Here is a 15,273-nt window from a genome sequence, read left to right as displayed (position 1 = left end):
GCGTTTCCCGGCTCCCGGACGGGCCGGATCAGTCGGTGATGGTCTGGCGCAGTCCCGGGATGTGGAGATTGCCGCCGAACTGCCCCGCCTGCACGATCTTCACCTTGGTGAAGTAGGCGAACGGCACATTGATCGGCGGCGGGTGCTCGGCGTCGAAGACGATGGGGATCAGCCCGAACAGATTGCCCTCAAGACGCTCGGTGTACATCGTCACCGTGCCGCCGCGGATCGTGGACGTCGAGCCCGGCGCGGCCTGGACGTGGTACGTCTTCCCCAGCGGTCCCGCCACGGTCTGGTGCAGGTCGCCGATGTCGACGCTGCCCGCGGTGAACTTCAGCGCCTGCTTGGTCCGCCCGTTCGGCATCGTCAGATTGACCACGCCCTTGTAGTCCAGTTCGCGCAGGGTCAGGGCGCTGGACTCCAGGTGCCAGGGCGTGTGGGGAACCGTGGCGGGGGGCTGCTCGTCCGTCCCCGCGGACTTCTTCTCCACGACGCAGGGGAACGGCTCGCGGCCCTCCGCGTCCTTGCCGGTGTCCTCGTCCGAGGCGGACGGCGAGGGAGTCGGCGACGCCGGGTCCGCGTCGCCCGCTTCGTCGTCCCGCGCGTCCCCGGCCGTGGGGGACGCGGTGTCCGCGGGCGGCGCGTCCTTCCCGGCGGACTTCCCGGCGGACGGTTCCGGGTCCGGGGCCCCCGGCGGCTCCGGGGTCTCCGGCGCGGCGGTGGGGGTATGCGTGGCGGACGGTGACGGGCCGGGCGTCGCGGTGGCCCCGTCCCGGGGCCGGAACGCGTCCTCGATCTTCTTGCCGAGGCCCAGCGGGTCGTACCAGGGGTTCTCGTCACCGGCGGAGGCCGAGGGGGACGGGGTGGGAGAACCGGAGGGTGTCGCGGTCGGGGTCGGAGTGGGTGCGGCCTCCCGGGAGGTCCGCGCACCGGCGGACGGCGACGGCGTACCCGCGTCAGCGGGCCCGTCCCGTTTTCCGTCCTCCCCCGCCCGTTCCGCCGCGTCCTTCCCCGGCCCCTCCGGCGCGTCCGCCGCCCCGTCGGCCTCACCGGCCCCCGGGGTCGCGTCCGCCTTCGGGTCCTTCTCCCCTTCGGTGCCCCGCTCCGGCTTCTCCGGCGCGCTCACGCACGGGCCGTCACGGAAGGGGCTCTTGGGCGGAACCGGTTTGGCCAGGGCGAGTTGGGGGGTGAGCCCCATGCCCATGAGGACGGCGGAGGGCATCGCGGCGAGGGCGATCGCCTTGCCCGCCGGCACATGGAACCGGGCCAGCAGCGGCTTGCGGGGCGCCGCGTGCCGCGGACCGGATCTCGCCCCGGCGGCTGCGTTCTCGTGCGGCTCGTCACCCGGCACGGTGCCTCCCGTTCGTTCCGTTGGTCGGGCTCGTTCCTGACAGGTCGTCCAGTGCGGTGCCCGATCCCGGTCCGGCGGCGGCCGCCGCGGGTTCGGCCCGGGGGCCGCCCGCCCGGCGGCCCGGCTCCTCCGCGGCCCCCTCCGGCCTGCCCGGCGCCCACGACACCCCGAGCGCACCACCGATCAGCCCCAGCAGGAAGCCGATCAGGAAGGCGCCGAAGTTCGAGACGACCAGGGAGACGAGGGACAGCAGGATCGCCGCCACGCCCGCGAAGACGCGGGAGGCCGGCTGGAACCACATGGTCAGGCCGAGCACGACCAGCAGCACGCCGATGATCAGCGACCCGGCGCCGGCCGTGGTCGCCAGGCGGACGGTCAGCGAACCGATCGTGAGGTTCGCGTAGGGGATGTACATGATCGGAATGCCGGCCAGCAGCGTCAGGAGGCCGCCCCAGAACGGGCGGTGCCCGCGCCATCCCCGGAACACCAGGCGCTTCCGGTTGATGGACTCGATCACCCGCGGTCGCGTGTCGGCGCTCATGTAGTGCAGCTCCTCGGGACTGGCAATTCGGTGGTTCTGGTGAGTGCGTGAGGGCTGACGGTGCCGGCGTAGGGGCGCGGGGCACGGCGGCGCGCACGGCACGGCCCCGGCGCTTCCCCGCGCCCGTACGCTCAGTGCGTCAGTAGCACTCGTTCTTGCCCTTGCTGACCTTCATCTGAAGGCCGCTGAGCTTGAACGTGCCGGCGGTGGTCGCCCACGCCGTCTGCCTGACGCCGGTCAGCACGGCGGTGTCGGCCTCCTGGGCGAACGAGCCCGGGTCGGCGGCGTCGCCCTTGTGCATGCCCGGCCCCTTGGACGACGAACCCGCGGCGACACCGATGTTGATGTCGTTGAAGGTCGCGTCCGCGCTCAGCTCGTCCAGGTCGATGTAGAGGTTCTTCGCCTCGACCGTCTTGCCCCCGCCGCCGGCCAGCAGCTTCATCGACACATCACCGAAGACCGGCACCGGTACGACGACGGACTGGCACAGGTTCTTGATCTTGGCGCTGCTGAACCCCGAGACCGCCACCGGGACCTGCTTGCCGTTCTTCTGCGCGTCGATGGCCCCGTACTGCACGAAGCCGGTGCCGTCGAGCCGGTCGGTGCTCACCTTGAACTGCTGGCCCGACACACTGAACGATGCCGCGAGCGCGCCCTGCGACAGGGCGACGCCTATCGCGGCGGTCGCCGCGACGCTGGGCACCATGACGACGGCGAACCGCTTCCATCTGGTCCCGCCACGCGTCTGGGACTCCATGATCTTCCTCCTTCTCGGACGTACATCCCCGGTACCGACGCCCCGGTCGGGTGCCGCCGTACGGGGGATGGGAGAAGTGCTACGTCCTCGGGAAGGAGAGCGCCCGTCCCCGGAGGCGCTTGGCGTCCGAACACCGGCGATCACCCCCGAGCGACAACCACTGGCCGCGCTCTCGCGCGACCTCCTGGACAGGCTCCGCCGAAGGGGCGGAGACCCCCCTGTCCACGGCCGGCGCCACTGCCGCCGGCCACTCGGTGGGGATCCACGTCCCCCAGGGCACCGGCCGGCTGCCGGACATGAGGGAAGGGACCGAGCGTGGCCGATCGTGGTGCATCGGAGGCCGCCGCACAAGAGGTTCATTACTTACGAGTAACGGCCGGATAACCGAAGAACGACCGACCGATATCGGACCGGTACGCAGGGTCGTCGCCCGCACGAAAGAAAAATGGGGCAATAGCGGGCATTGCCCGGCATATTGCCCCAGTGGACTTACTCCAAGTAACAGCGGCCGCAATCACCAAGATTTGGCAAAGTGCGGCCGCCGACCGCCGTCGCGCGCGACGGGAGCGAAGCCTGCGGACGGGCCGTCAGAACAGCACCCGGGCAAGGGCGGTACGCGCCGCCGTCACCCGCGGATCGTCCGCGCCCACGACCTCGAACAGCTCCAGCAGACGCACCCGCGCCGCCTCCCGGTCGTCCCCGGCGGTCCGCTTCACCGCCTCGACCAACCGCCCGAACGCGTCCTCGACATGACCCCCGACCAGATCGAGGTCGGCGGCCCGGATCTGCGCCTCCACATCGGCCGGCCGCTCCGCCGCCTCGGTCCGGACCGTCTGCGGGTCCAGCTCCTTGACCCGGCTCAGCAGCTTGGCCTGGGCCAGGCCCAGCTTCGCCTCCGGGTTGGCCGGGTCGTCGGAGAGCACGTTCTCGTAGGCGCGGACGGCGCCGCCCAGGTCACCGGCGTCCAGCGCCCGGCCCGCCGCCTCCAGCGCGGCGTCGTACGGACCGGCCGGCACCGGCGCCGGCTCGCTCTCCGCCGCCTGCGCGTCGATGGGCGCGCCCACGATGCCGAACTGCTGCTCGGCGGCCTGCACCAGCTGGTCGAGGACCTGCCGGATCTGGGCCTCGGGCGCCGCGCCCTGGAACAGCGGGATGGGCTGACCGGCGACGACGGCGAAAACGGCCGGGATGCCCTGCACCCCGAACTGCTGGAAGAGCATCTGGTTGCTGTCGACGTCGATCTTCGCCAGGACGAACTTCCCGGCGTACTCGGACGCCAGGCGCTCCAGCAGCGGGCCGAGCTGCTTGCACGGCTCGCACCACTCGGCCCAGAAGTCGATGACGACCGGCACCTCGGTGGAGCGCTGGAGGACGTCCGCCTGGAATCCCGCCTCGTCGACGTCGAACACCAGCCGGCCACCGCCCGCCGGCGCCGCGCCCGTACGGGCCGCCTCGGCGCGCGCCTGCTCGGCCTTCTGCTTCGCTTCCCCGGCCGCCTTCACCGCGGCGAGGTCGACGACTCCACTCATGGACATGTTGCGTGGCTGCATGGGTCCATCCTCCCCCCTGTGCGGCCCGATCCCGAAAGCGATGTCCGGATTCCGGCGTCCGCGCCCCCGGATGTCCGGTGGGCGGTCCCGGTACACGGGCCCGCGCGGCCGCTTCCGGGGCGCCGCGGCCGTGGCGCGCCGGACACCGCTGCCGTCCGTACACCGCACCGGAATGCCCGGCGTACGTCCGGACGGGATGCCCGGGACGGCCCCCGCGCGGGGCCGTGGTGCGGCCGTGATCCCCATCCCGGCCGGTGGTCGTCGCTCTTACGCTACGGCCCGTAGCGTAACTGTTCGGTACCCCGCCGGGGCAACCCCGCCTCCGGCGCCCGCCGGGTGATCTGCCTCACCTCGCGCGCCCCGTCCCGGCGCCCGCTACCCGCCGGTATGGTCGCCACCATGCCGCACTCCGCCAGCCCTCGTAAGGGCCGAACGGGCCGTCCCCGCAGCGCCGGGACGGACCGCGCGATCCTCGACGCCACCCGGGCCGCCCTGGTCGAACTGGGCTGGGGGAAGCTGAGCATGGGCGATGTCGCGGCCCGCGCGGGCGTCGCCAAGACGACGCTCTACCGGCGCTGGGCCAACAAGAGCGAGCTGGTGGTGGACGCGGTCGCGGTCCTCTTCGACGAGCTGTCGCTCCCCGACCGCGGCAGCCTGCGGGCCGACATCGAGGGCGTGGTGCTCCAGTTCGGCGCGCTGCTGGCCCGGCCGGAGACCAAGACGGCACTGATGGCGGTGGTCGCGGAGGCCACGGCGGACGACGCGCTGCGCGAGCGGATACGCACGGCCATCGTCGACCGCCAGAAGCGGCTGGTCCTCCTCGGCCGCGAGCGGGCCCAGGCCCGCGGTGAGCTGCCGCCGGACGTCCCGGGGCCGCAGGGGGCGCGGGAGGCGGCGGAATCGGTGGGCCTGATCTTCGACATGGTCGCGGGCTCGGTCGTCCACCGCACCCTGGTCTCCGACGAGCCGGTGGACGCCGCCTGGGCCCACCGTCTGTCGGTGGTGCTGCTGGAGGGGCTGCGCGGGCCGGCGTGACGCGCGGGCCGGGGCGCCCGTACGCCCCGGCCCGTATCGCTCAGAACCCCGCGGGTTCGGTGTACACGCCCCACTCGTCGCGCAGGGCCCCGCAGATCTCGCCGAGGGTGGCCTCGGCGCGGACGGCCTCCAGCATCGGCCCGATCATGTTGCCGCCGTCGCGGGCCGCGACGAGCATCGCGTCCAGCGAGGACCGCACCCGGGCGTCGTCCCGCGCCGCCTTGCGGGCCGCGAGCACCCGTACCTGCTCCCGCTCGACCTCGTGGCTGACCCGCAGGATCTCCAGGTCGCCGGTGACGGAGCCCTCGTGGCAGTTGACGCCGACGACCCTCTTGTCGCCCTTCTCCAGCGCCTGCTGGTAGCGGAAGGCGGACTCGGCGATCTCGCCGGTGAACCAGCCGTCCTCGATCCCGCGCAGGATGCCGGAGGTCATCGGGCCGATCGGGTGCGTGCCGTCCGGCACGGCCCGCGCGCCGCGTTCCTTGATCCGGTCGAAGATCTTCTCCGCGTCCGCCTCGATCCGGTCGGTCAGCGCCTCGACGTACCAGGAGCCGCCCAGCGGGTCGGCGACGTTGGCGACGCCGGTCTCCTCCATCAGCACCTGCTGTGTCCGCAGCGCGATCTCGGCGGCCTGCTCGCTCGGCAGGGCCAGCGTCTCGTCCAGGGCGTTGGTGTGCAGCGAGTTGGTGCCGCCCAGGACCGCGGCCAGCGCCTCCACGGCCGTGCGGACCACGTTGTTGTACGGCTGCTGCGCGGTGAGCGACACCCCGGCGGTCTGGGTGTGGAAGCGCAGCCACTGCGCCTTCTCGCTGCTCGCCCCGTACACGTCCCGCATCCAGCGGGCCCAGATCCGGCGGGCGGCGCGGAACTTGGCGATCTCCTCGAAGAAGTCGACGTGCGCGTCGAAGAAGAACGACAGGCCCGGCGCGAACGCGTTGACGTCGAGGCCGCGCGAGAGGCCCAGCTCGACGTAGCCGAAGCCGTCCGCGAGGGTGTACGCCAGCTCCTGCGCGGCGGTCGCCCCGGCCTCGCGGATGTGGTAGCCGGAGACCGACAGCGGCTTGTAGGCGGGGATGCCGGCCGCGCAGTGCTCCATCAGGTCGCCGATCAGCCGCAGATGCGGCTCCGGCGGGAACAGCCACTCCTTCTGGGCGATGTACTCCTTGAAGATGTCGGTCTGGAGCGTGCCGTTGAGGACGCCCGGGTCGACGCCCTGCCGCTCCGCGGCGACGAGGTACATGCAGAACACCGGCACGGCCGGGCCGCTGATCGTCATCGAGGTGGTGACGTCCCCCAGCGGGATGTCCTGGAACAGGACCTCCATGTCGGCGGCGGAGTCGATGGCGACGCCGCAGTGCCCGACCTCGCCCAGGGAGCGCGGGTCGTCCGAGTCGCGCCCCATCAGCGTGGGCATGTCGAAGGCGACCGAGAGCCCGCCGCCCCCGGCCTTGAGGATCATCTTGTAGCGCTCGTTGGTCTGCTCGGCGTTGCCGAACCCGGCGAACTGCCGGATGGTCCAGGTGCGCCCCCGGTAGCCGGTCGGGTACAGACCGCGGGTGAAGGGGTACTCCCCCGGCCAGCCGATCCGCTCGAAGCCCTCCACGGTGTCCCCGGGCCGGGGGCCGTAGAGCGGCTCCACCGGGTCGCCCGACAGCGTGCTGAAGTCCGCGTCGCGCTTGCGGGCGGAGTCGTACCGGGCCTGCCAGCGGCGGCGTCCCTCATCGATCGCGTCAGCGTCCATGCTTCGAATTTACTAGGACGTCCTACTAATTGTCGATGCCTTCCGGCCAGCGCCTTTGGCGGGTTCGGCCCCTTTCGCGGGAACGAGGGACCCCGTACACAAAAAACGCGCCCTCCCCCGAAGGAGAAGGCGCGCACACGCGGCGGCAGGGCCGGCTCAGACCTTGACGGCCGCCGGAGCGCCGTCCGCCACCAACGGCTCGACCTCACGGACCACGGCCCGCTCGACGAAGAACGCCGCCGTGGGGATCGTGCCGGACACCAGCACCCACAGCAGCTTGCCGAACTTCCACTTCGCCTTGGAACCCAGGTCGAAGGCGAACACCAGGTAGATGATGTAGAGCACGCCGTGGATCTGGGAGACGACGAGGGTCAGGTCCTTGCCCATCCCGAAGCCGTACTTGAACACCATGCAGGCGCACAGCACCAGCAGCATCACGGCGGTGATGTAGGCCATCACCCGGTACCGGGTCAGGACGCTTCGCTTCATGACGACGAGCGTAACCGCACCGGCGGGGGCGATCTTCGCCGCCCCCGGCCCTCAGCTGTCCTTGAAGTCCCCGGCCGCCACCCGCAGCGGCCGCAGCATCGCGAAGATCTCCGCGCACTCCTCGGCGTCGTACGCCCCGAGACCGAAATCTATGGCCATCAGGTCGCGGGTGGCCGCGTCGCACACCTCACGGCCCTTGTCCGTGATGGAGGCGAGGGTGCCGCGCCCGTCGTTGGGATTGGGCCGCTTGGCCACCAGACCGGACCTGACCAGCCGGTCGACGGTGTTGGTCACCGACGTCGGGTGCACCATCAACCGCTCGCCGATCTTGGACATCGGCAGCTCACCGGACTGGGAGAAGGCGAGCAGCACCAGCGCCTCGTAGCGGGCGAACGTCAGCCCGTACGGCTTGACCACCGCGTCCACCTCGGCCAGCAGGATCTGCTGGGCCCGCATGATCGAGGTGATCGCGGCCATGGACGGCACGGCTCCCCACCGCCGCTGCCACAGTTCGTCGGCGCGCGCGATGGGATCGAAGGCAAGGCTGAGCGGCTTGGACACGCCCCCGAGCCTATCCGCCGGTCACACCCCGGTCAGCCCTGTCTCGGGATCCGGGCGGCGAACCGGTCGACCGCCCGGATTTCTTTCAGCCCTCGGCGAGAAAACGTTCCACCGTCTCGACCTTCGACGTCAGCCCGTCCGTCACCCCCGGCCGGATGTCGGCCTTGAGGACGAGCGAGACCCGGCCGCAGCGCGCCTCGACGGCGGCCACCGCGCGCCGGACGACGTCCATGACCTCGTCCCACTCACCCTCGATCGAGGTGAACATCGCGTCGGTACGGTTGGGCAGGCCGGACTCGCGGACGACCCGGACCGCGTCGGCGACGTACTCACCGACGTCCTCACCCACCCCGAGGGGACTCACCGAGAAGGCGACGATCATGCGCTGACCGTGCCTTCCTTGCGGGCGCGGGCGGCGATCACGCCGGCCTCCTCCTCGCGCCGCAGGACCCGGTCGCCGTAGAGCCCGCCGAACGGCACCACGGCCAGCAGCACGAAGAACGCGACGCGCTTGAAGGGCCACTTGGCGCGGTTCCAGACGTCGAGCAGCAGCACCAGGTAGATCACGAACAGCACGCCGTGGATCATGCCGAGCGGCATGACCAGGCTGTCGTAGTCGAACGCGAGGCGGAAACCGGTGCCGAAGATCAGCAGCGCCGGGAAGGAGAGCGCCTCCGGGATCGAAGCCAGGCGCAGTCGGTGCACGGCGGCGGCGGTCTTGATGTCCACGGGAACCTCGTTCGGGTGGCAGGCGGAACGACAAGGCTTGTGCAAGTGTTCACAAGCTCGGCACATTGTCGCAGCCGCCCCTGTGATCACCGCGCCCGGGGGCGGACGACGCCCGCGCCGGGCGCACCCCCGGGGCCACCGGCCCTCCCCTCGCCCCGCCGCGCCCACTACGGTCTGTGCCGTGGCTGAGTTTCGGCTCCAGGGGAGCAAGGTGCTGGCCGTCGACATGGCGGGCGATGCCGTGAGGGCGAAGAACGGGGCGATGGTCGCGTACGACGGCCGGATGTCGTTCAAGAGACTGACCGGTGGCGGGGAGGGACTGCGTGGTGTGGTCACCCGGCGTCTCACCGGTGAACACATGACCGTGATGGAGGTGAAGGGCAAGGGCACCTGCTATTTCGCGGACCGCGCCACGGAGATCAACCTGGTGCGGCTCCAGGGCGAGAAGCTGCACGTCGAGGCGGACAACCTGCTGTGCGCGGAGGCGTCGCTGCGCACCGGCACGAGCTTCACCGGGCTGCGCGGGGCCTCGCAGGGCAACGGACTGTTCACCACCACCGTCGAGGGCCACGGGCAGGCCGCGATCACCTCGGCCGGTCCCGCCGTGGTGCTGCGGGTGACCCCCGACCAGCCCCTCCAGGTCGACCCGGGCGCGTACGTCGCCCACACCGGCGGGCTGCGGCAGCACTTCCAGTCCGGGGTGAACTTCCGCACGTTCCTCGGCGAGGGCTCCGGCGAGGCGTTCCAGATCCGATTCGAGGGCGACGGCCTGGTGTACGTGCAGCCGAGCGAGCGCGCGACGCTCGGGGGTGAGGTCTGATGCCGTTCACGGTGCTCACCCCGCAGATGGTGGAGGCCCGGATCGCTCCGGGCGAGCGGATGTTCAGCCAGCGCGGGGCGATGCTCGCCTACCGCGGCCAGGTCTTCTTCACGCCGAACATCCAGGGCGGCCAGGGCGGTATCGGCTCGATGATCGGGCGCCGGATCGCCGGGGAGGCGACGCCGCTGATGACGGTCGAGGGCGACGGCTCGGTGATGTTCGGGCACGGCGGGCATCACGTCCATGTCGTCGACCTGGCGGGCGAGACGCTCTACGTCGAGGCGGACCGGCTACTGGCGTTCGACGGCTCTCTCCAGCAGGGCACGATGTTCATGGGGTCACAGGGAGGGGTGATGGGGATGGTGCGCGGCCAGGCCACCGGCCAGGGCCTGTTCACCACCACACTCGCCGGCCACGGCGCGGCGGCGGTGATGGCCCACGGCGGGGTCGTGGAGCTGCCGATCACCCCGGAGCGCCCGGTCCACGTCGATCCACAGGCGTATGTCGCACACCGCGGCGAGGTCCGCAACAAGCTGTCCGCCGCGCTCGGTTGGCGCGAGATGGTGGGCCGCGGCTCGGGCGAGGCGTTCCAACTGGAGCTGTCGGGCCGGGGCACCGTGTACGTGCAGGCGTCGGAGGAGAAGCTTTGAACGGTCCCGTCATCCATGACGCCCTGTCGCTCCCGAGCGGCGACAACGTCAACCCGTACGCGTTCAGTGTGGAGTTGGACGGGCGGTGGTTCCTCCAGAAGGGGAAGATGATCGCCTATTACGGGCAGATCGGCTTCCACGGCATCGGGCACGGCCCGCTGGAGGAGCTGGTCGCCGGGAGCTTCCATTCGCCGCTGCACGCCGCGGACTGGGTGGTCGCCGAGGGGCGGGGCAAGATGCTCCTCGCCGACCGGGCCTTCGACGTGAACTCCTACGACCTGGATGAGGGAAACCTCACCATTCGGTCCGGCAATCTGCTCGCGTTTCAGCCATCCCTGTCGCTGAAGCAGTCGATCGTCCCGGGGTTCCTGACGCTGCTGGGGACGGGCCGGTTCGTGGCGGCGTCCAACGGTCCGGTGGTGTTCGCCGAGCCGCCGATCCGGGTCGATCCGCAGGCGTTGGTGGGCTGGGCGGACTGCCCGTCGCCGTGCCACCACTACGACCAGCGGTACCTGCGGGGTTTCCTCGGCGGACTGCGGGCGTACACGGGCATCGGGGGTGCGTCCGGCGAGGAGCACCAGTTCGAGTTCTCGGGGGCGGGGACGGTGCTGCTCCAGTCGTCGGAGCAGGTGGTGCCGGAGGTGGCGACGGGGGCGCCGGGCCAGGAGGCCGCGGTGTCCGGCGACGGAAACCCCCGTGACGAAAGTGGCTCACATGTGCCGCAGTTGCCCGGGGGGCTCGGAGGACTTCAGCGCCGCTTCGGGCTGTGAACGATAGTCTGCGGACGGTAACCTCGAACGTCTGACCACACCGCTCGCCGTCGAGTGCGCTCTCCTCCCTCTGCCATGCCGGTGAATGCGGGCGAACTAATTCACTATTAAACTTTTACGGGTAGAATTACTCCATGACGACCGACAGCGACACCCCCTGGCTGACCGACCAGGAGCAGCGCGCCTGGCGCACCCACCTGGACGTCAGCAGACTGCTGATGCACCAGCTGGAGCGCGATCTGCAGCCGTTCGGCCTGACCAACAACGACTACGAGATCCTGGTGAACCTCTCCGAGGCCGAGGGACGGCGGATGCGGATGAGCGACCTCGCCACCCGCACCCTCCAGTCCAAGAGCCGGCTCTCGCACCAGATCACCCGCATGGAGAACGCGGGCCTGGTACGCCGCGAGAGCTGCGAGTCCGACCGCCGCGGGCTCTACGCCGTCCTGACCGACGAGGGCTGGGAGACCATGCGCCGGGTCGCCCCGCACCACGTCGCCTCGGTGCGCGAGCACTTCATCGACCTCTTCACCCCCGACGGCCTCGACGCGCTGCACGCGTCGCTCAGCCCCGTCGCGGAGCATCTGCGCGAACGCCGCGGCAGCCTCTGACCGGCGGGCCGCGGCACCCGTCCCGGCGCCCGTGCCACGGACGCCGGGGAGCGGGGAACGCCGCGGCTCAGCCCGCCGTCAGGCCGTCCACCAGCTCGTCCGCCGCGCGGTACGGGTCCAGCTCGCCGGCCACGATCCGCTCGGCGAGCGCGCCCAGCCGCCGGTCGCCGTGCAGGTCCCCGATCCGCTCCCGCAGCGCGGTCACCGCGATCGTCTCGACCTCCCGGGCGGCCCGCGCCCGGCGCCGCTCCCCCAGCACCCCGTGCTCGTCCATCCAGGCCCGGTGCTTCTCCAGCGCCTCGACGACCTCGTCGACGCCCTCGCCGCGCGCCGCGACGGTCTTCACGATCGGCGGCCGCCAGTCGCCGGGGGCGCGCGCCTCGCCGAGGCCCAGCATGTGGTTCAGCTCCCGCGCCGTGGCGTCCGCCCCGTCCCGGTCCGCCTTGTTGACGACGAAGACGTCGCCGATCTCCAGGATGCCGGCCTTGGCCGCCTGGATGCCGTCGCCCATTCCCGGGGCCAGCAGCACCACACTGGTGTCCGCCTGCGAGGCGATCTCCACCTCGGACTGCCCGACGCCGACCGTCTCGACCAGCACCACGTCGCACCCGGCCGCGTCCAGCACCCGGATCGCCTGCGGCGCGGCCCACGCGAGACCGCCCAGATGGCCCCGGGTCGCCATCGAACGGATGTAGACGCCCGGGTCGGAGGCGTGCTCGCCCATCCGGACCCGGTCGCCCAGCAGCGCCCCTCCGGAGAACGGCGAGGACGGGTCGACGGCGAGCACCCCGACCCGCTTGCCGGCCCTGCGGTACGCCGTGACCAGGGCGGAGGTGGTGGTGGACTTCCCCACCCCCGGCGAACCGGTCAGCCCGACGACGTACGCGCCGCCGGTGAGCGGCGCCAGCGCCGCCATCACCTCACGCAGCTGCGGCGCGGCCCCCTCGACGAGGGAGATGAGCCGGGCCACCGCCCTCGGCCGGCCCTGCCGGGCCTGCTCCACCAGTTGCGGGACGTCCACCACTCGGCTCCTCACCTTCGCCGTACCGGCGCCCGGACCGGCGCCGACCGATCACAACCGGCCATCCGGGGCCCGGCCGGGCCCCGGCTCACTTCCCCGGTACCCGGATGATCAGCGCGTCGCCCTGGCCACCGCCACCGCACAGCGCCGCGGCGCCCACGCCGCCGCCCCGCCGCCGCAGCTCCAGCGCCAGGTGCAGCACGATCCGGGCGCCGGACATCCCGATCGGGTGGCCCAGCGCGATCGCGCCACCGTTGACGTTCACCTTTTCCGGCGACACCCCGAGGTCCTTGACCGACTGCACCGCGACGGCGGCGAACGCCTCGTTGATCTCGATGAGGTCGAGGTCGTCGGTGGTCAGTCCGTCCTTGTCCAGCGCGTGCCGGATCGCGTTCGACGGCTGCGACTGGAGCGAGTTGTCGGGGCCCGCGACATTGCCGTGCGCGCCGATCTCGGCGATCCACTCCAGGCCCAGTTCCTCGGCCTTGGCGCGGCTCATCACCACGACGGCGGCGGCGCCGTCGGAGATCTGCGAGGACGACCCGGCGGTGATCGTGCCGTCCTTGGCGAAGGCCGGACGGAGCTTGGCCAGCGACTCGGCGGTGGTCTCCCCGCGGATGCCCTCGTCCTGGCTGAAAACCACCGGCTCGCCCTTGCGCTGCGGGATCTCCACCGGGGTGATCTCCGCCTCGAACAGGCCGTTCTTCTGCGCCGCCGCGGCACGCTGGTGCGACCGCGCCGCGACCTCGTCCTGCTCGGCCCGCCCGATGCCCAGCCGGGTGTTGTGCTTCTCCGTCGACTCGCCCATCGCCACGCCCTCGTAGGCGTCGGTCAGGCCGTCGTGCGCCATCGCGTCCAGCATCTGGACCGCGCCGTACTTGTGGCCCTCGCGGGACTTGGGCAGCAGGTGCGGGGCGTTGGTCATGGACTCCTGGCCGCCGGCGACCACCACGTCGAACTCCCCGGCGCGGATCAGCTGGTCGGCGAGGGCGATGGCGTCCAGTCCGGAGAGGCAGACCTTGTTGATCGTCAGGGCGGGCACGCTCATCGGGATGCCGGCCTTGACGGCGGCCTGGCGGGCCGGGATCTGCCCGGCGCCGGCCTGGAGCACCTGACCCATGATCACGTACTGCACCTGGTCACCGCCGATGCCCGCGCGGTCCAGCGCCGCCTTGATGGCCACGGCGCCCAGCTCGGCGCCGGAGAAGGTCCGCAGGGACCCCAGCAGCCGGCCCATGGGGGTCCGGGCCCCCGCGACGATCACTGACGTGGAGCCGTTGGTGCCGTTCTTTGCAGACATGCGGTGCGGCCTTCCTTCGCGGGGAAGTGAACGAGGGTTCCCGTCAATGTACTGAGCGGTACCCGCCGGGTCACCGGCAAGTCGGTGTGATCGCGCGCACGTTGCGTAACCGGCCGTGCGGGCGGTGCACTGGGGTCATGCTGACACGCATCGACCACATCGGGATCGCCTGTTTCGACCTCGACAGGACCGTCGAGTTCTACCGTGCCACGTACGGATTCGAGGTGTTCCACACCGAGGTCAACGAGGAGCAGGGGGTCCGCGAGGCCATGCTCAAGATCAACGATACGTCGGACGGCGGGTCCTCGTACCTCCAGCTGCTCGAACCGGTCCGCGAGGACTGTGCGGTCGGCAAGTGGCTCGCCAAGAACGGCGAGGGCGTGCACCACATCGCCTTCGGCACCGCGGACGTCGACGGCGACGCCGAGGACATCCGCGGCAAGGGCGTCCGGGTCCTGTACGACGAGCCCCGGCGCGGTTCGATGGACTCGCGGATCACCTTCCTGCACCCCAAGGACTGCCACGGTGTGCTGACCGAACTGGTCACCGCCGCGCCCCGCCCCGGCACCGGCCACTGACCCTCACCTTCTCCGGCCGGTAGAGTGCAGCTTCGGCCGGGGTGAGGGGTGGGGCTCGGTCCCTCCTCTGCCGATGATCTGACACCATTTCTTCGGAAGGGTCGCCTCCGATGGGTGGGAGTCCGGTACACCGTGACGTGTACGGGGCGAGCACCAGTGGGACGGAGACGGCCGCCGCCATGACCAGGGGACGGATGGGACCGCGCAGTGCGGGGCAACGACCGCTACGAAGCTGACGACCACCTCTCGCAGTTCGAAGCCCGTATGGAGCGGCTGAAGAAGGAGCGGGAGAGGGCCGTCCAGCACGCCGACGACCTCGGCTACCAGGTCGAGGTGCTGCGCGCCAAGCTCCATGAGGCGCGCCGCAACCTCGCCTCCCGTCCTGCCTACGACAACGTCAGCCAGCAGGCGGAACAGCTGCTGCGCACCGCGCAGATCCAGGCCGAGCAGATCCGCGCGGACTCCGAGCGGGAGCTGCGCGAGGCCCGTGCGCAGACCCAGCGCCTCCTCCAGGAGCACGCCGAGCGGCAGGCCCGTATGGAGTCCGAGCTGCACGCCGAGGCGGTCGCCCGGCGCCAGCAGCTCGACGAGGAGCTGAACGAGCGCCGGCAGACCGTCGAGTCGCACGTCAACGAAAACGTCGCCTGGGCCGAGCAGTTGCGCGCCCGCACGGAGTCCCAGGCCCGCCGCCTGCTGGACGAGTCGCGGGCCGAGGCCGAGCAGGCCCTCGCGACGGCCCGCGCCGAGGCGCAGCGGCTGACCGAGCGGA

18 protein-coding genes are annotated in these 15,273 nt (G+C 71.5%); 7 read left to right on the top strand and 11 right to left on the bottom strand.

The genetic code is table 11. The annotated features are described in order from the left end of the window. Positions 1-28: 28 nt before the first annotated feature. The 4 genes from AC51EU_RS17670 to AC51EU_RS17655 form a co-directional block, all read right to left on the bottom strand. Complete coding sequence (locus AC51EU_RS17670; RefSeq protein WP_496267938.1) at positions 29-1,351, bottom strand: hypothetical protein; 1,323 nt, start codon at positions 1,349-1,351, stop codon at positions 29-31. Further along, entirely contained in the window at positions 1,341-1,892 is a 552-nt protein-coding gene (locus AC51EU_RS17665; protein WP_496267937.1) for a DUF6114 domain-containing protein, read from the bottom strand. Before AC51EU_RS17665 ends, AC51EU_RS17670 begins: the two co-directional genes overlap by 11 nt. Positions 1,893-2,031: 139 nt before the next feature. After that, entirely contained in the window at positions 2,032-2,649 is a 618-nt protein-coding gene (locus AC51EU_RS17660; RefSeq protein WP_496267936.1) for a DUF6230 family protein, read from the bottom strand. Between the two features lie 587 nt (positions 2,650-3,236). Then, entirely contained in the window at positions 3,237-4,199 is a 963-nt protein-coding gene (locus AC51EU_RS17655; RefSeq protein WP_496267935.1) for a tetratricopeptide repeat protein, read from the bottom strand. A 399-nt stretch (positions 4,200-4,598) separates the two neighbouring features. Here AC51EU_RS17655 and AC51EU_RS17650 point away from each other — a divergent pair, with 399 nt between their 5' ends. Further along, the gene (locus tag AC51EU_RS17650; RefSeq protein ID WP_496267934.1) at positions 4,599-5,234 is read left to right on the top strand and encodes a TetR/AcrR family transcriptional regulator; all 636 of its coding nucleotides are present in this window, start codon (positions 4,599-4,601) and stop codon (positions 5,232-5,234) included. Positions 5,235-5,274: 40 nt separating this feature from the next. Here AC51EU_RS17650 and icmA read toward each other — a convergent pair whose 3' ends face one another. The 5 genes from icmA to AC51EU_RS17625 all read right to left on the bottom strand — a co-directional run bounded on the left by icmA (position 5,275) and on the right by AC51EU_RS17625 (position 8,754). Continuing rightward, the gene (gene icmA, locus AC51EU_RS17645; RefSeq protein ID WP_496267933.1) at positions 5,275-6,975 is read right to left on the bottom strand and encodes a coenzyme B12-dependent isobutyryl-CoA mutase large subunit; all 1,701 of its coding nucleotides are present in this window, start codon (positions 6,973-6,975) and stop codon (positions 5,275-5,277) included. A gap of 156 nt (positions 6,976-7,131) precedes the next feature. Further along, complete coding sequence (locus AC51EU_RS17640; protein ID WP_496267932.1) at positions 7,132-7,464, bottom strand: DUF3817 domain-containing protein; 333 nt, start codon at positions 7,462-7,464, stop codon at positions 7,132-7,134. A 51-nt stretch (positions 7,465-7,515) separates the two neighbouring features. Next, a complete protein-coding gene (locus AC51EU_RS17635) occupies positions 7,516-8,025 on the bottom strand; it encodes a MarR family winged helix-turn-helix transcriptional regulator (RefSeq protein WP_496267931.1) in 510 nt (169 codons plus the stop codon). Between the two features lie 85 nt (positions 8,026-8,110). Further along, the gene (locus tag AC51EU_RS17630) at positions 8,111-8,407 is read right to left on the bottom strand and encodes an MTH1187 family thiamine-binding protein (RefSeq protein WP_496267930.1); all 297 of its coding nucleotides are present in this window, start codon (positions 8,405-8,407) and stop codon (positions 8,111-8,113) included. Beyond that, positions 8,404-8,754 (bottom strand): DUF3817 domain-containing protein, encoded by a 351-nt coding sequence (locus AC51EU_RS17625; protein ID WP_496267929.1) that lies wholly within the window; start codon positions 8,752-8,754, stop codon positions 8,404-8,406. Before AC51EU_RS17625 ends, AC51EU_RS17630 begins: the two co-directional genes overlap by 4 nt. Before the next feature lie 181 nt (positions 8,755-8,935). Between AC51EU_RS17625 and AC51EU_RS17620 the strand changes: the two genes are divergently transcribed. From AC51EU_RS17620 to AC51EU_RS17605, 4 genes are all read left to right on the top strand, one after another. Next, a complete protein-coding gene (locus tag AC51EU_RS17620; protein WP_496267928.1) occupies positions 8,936-9,574 on the top strand; it encodes an AIM24 family protein in 639 nt (212 codons plus the stop codon). Further along, positions 9,574-10,224, top strand: a complete 651-nt coding sequence (locus AC51EU_RS17615; RefSeq protein WP_496267927.1) for an AIM24 family protein — start codon at positions 9,574-9,576, stop codon at positions 10,222-10,224. The genes AC51EU_RS17620 and AC51EU_RS17615 overlap by 1 nt, the downstream gene beginning before the upstream one ends. Continuing rightward, positions 10,221-10,994: an AIM24 family protein gene (locus AC51EU_RS17610; protein WP_496267926.1), complete on the top strand. Its 774-nt coding sequence runs from the start codon at positions 10,221-10,223 to the stop codon at positions 10,992-10,994. The genes AC51EU_RS17615 and AC51EU_RS17610 overlap by 4 nt, the downstream gene beginning before the upstream one ends. A gap of 134 nt (positions 10,995-11,128) precedes the next feature. Beyond that, the gene (locus AC51EU_RS17605; RefSeq protein WP_496267925.1) at positions 11,129-11,605 is read left to right on the top strand and encodes a MarR family winged helix-turn-helix transcriptional regulator; all 477 of its coding nucleotides are present in this window, start codon (positions 11,129-11,131) and stop codon (positions 11,603-11,605) included. A gap of 67 nt (positions 11,606-11,672) precedes the next feature. Here the strand turns inward: AC51EU_RS17605 and meaB are convergent, their stop codons facing one another. Together meaB and AC51EU_RS17595 are read right to left on the bottom strand one after the other, a co-directional pair. After that, a complete protein-coding gene (gene meaB, locus AC51EU_RS17600; RefSeq protein WP_496267924.1) occupies positions 11,673-12,629 on the bottom strand; it encodes a methylmalonyl Co-A mutase-associated GTPase MeaB in 957 nt (318 codons plus the stop codon). An 85-nt stretch (positions 12,630-12,714) separates the two neighbouring features. Continuing rightward, a complete protein-coding gene (locus AC51EU_RS17595; protein WP_496267939.1) occupies positions 12,715-13,890 on the bottom strand; it encodes an acetyl-CoA C-acetyltransferase in 1,176 nt (391 codons plus the stop codon). A 173-nt stretch (positions 13,891-14,063) separates the two neighbouring features. On the opposite strand from AC51EU_RS17595, the gene mce reads away from it, so the two are divergent. Both mce and AC51EU_RS17585 read left to right on the top strand, forming a co-directional pair. Continuing rightward, positions 14,064-14,504, top strand: coding sequence for a methylmalonyl-CoA epimerase (gene mce, locus AC51EU_RS17590; protein ID WP_496267923.1), 441 nt, complete (start codon positions 14,064-14,066; stop codon positions 14,502-14,504). Positions 14,505-14,711: 207 nt separating this feature from the next. Then, on the top strand, positions 14,712-15,273 hold a 562-nt coding region (locus tag AC51EU_RS17585; protein WP_496267922.1), incomplete at its 3' end, for a polarized growth protein Scy-related protein.

Source organism: Candidatus Streptomyces philanthi (assembly GCF_059553635.1).
This window is presented reverse-complemented; position numbering and strand designations above follow the sequence as displayed.

Coding starts and splice junctions, on each gene's coding strand:
- AC51EU_RS17665 (WP_496267937.1), bottom strand. CDS start 1,892: ATGAGCGCCGACACGCGACCGCGGGTGATCGAGTCCATCAACCGGAAG.
- AC51EU_RS17660 (WP_496267936.1), bottom strand. CDS start 2,649: ATGGAGTCCCAGACGCGTGGCGGGACCAGATGGAAGCGGTTCGCCGTC.
- AC51EU_RS17655 (WP_496267935.1), bottom strand. CDS start 4,199: ATGCAGCCACGCAACATGTCCATGAGTGGAGTCGTCGACCTCGCCGCG.
- AC51EU_RS17650 (WP_496267934.1), top strand. CDS start 4,599: ATGCCGCACTCCGCCAGCCCTCGTAAGGGCCGAACGGGCCGTCCCCGC.
- icmA (WP_496267933.1), bottom strand. CDS start 6,975: ATGGACGCTGACGCGATCGATGAGGGACGCCGCCGCTGGCAGGCCCGG.
- AC51EU_RS17640 (WP_496267932.1), bottom strand. CDS start 7,464: ATGAAGCGAAGCGTCCTGACCCGGTACCGGGTGATGGCCTACATCACC.
- AC51EU_RS17630 (WP_496267930.1), bottom strand. CDS start 8,407: ATGATCGTCGCCTTCTCGGTGAGTCCCCTCGGGGTGGGTGAGGACGTC.
- AC51EU_RS17615 (WP_496267927.1), top strand. CDS start 9,574: ATGCCGTTCACGGTGCTCACCCCGCAGATGGTGGAGGCCCGGATCGCT.
- AC51EU_RS17605 (WP_496267925.1), top strand. CDS start 11,129: ATGACGACCGACAGCGACACCCCCTGGCTGACCGACCAGGAGCAGCGC.
- mce (WP_496267923.1), top strand. CDS start 14,064: ATGCTGACACGCATCGACCACATCGGGATCGCCTGTTTCGACCTCGAC.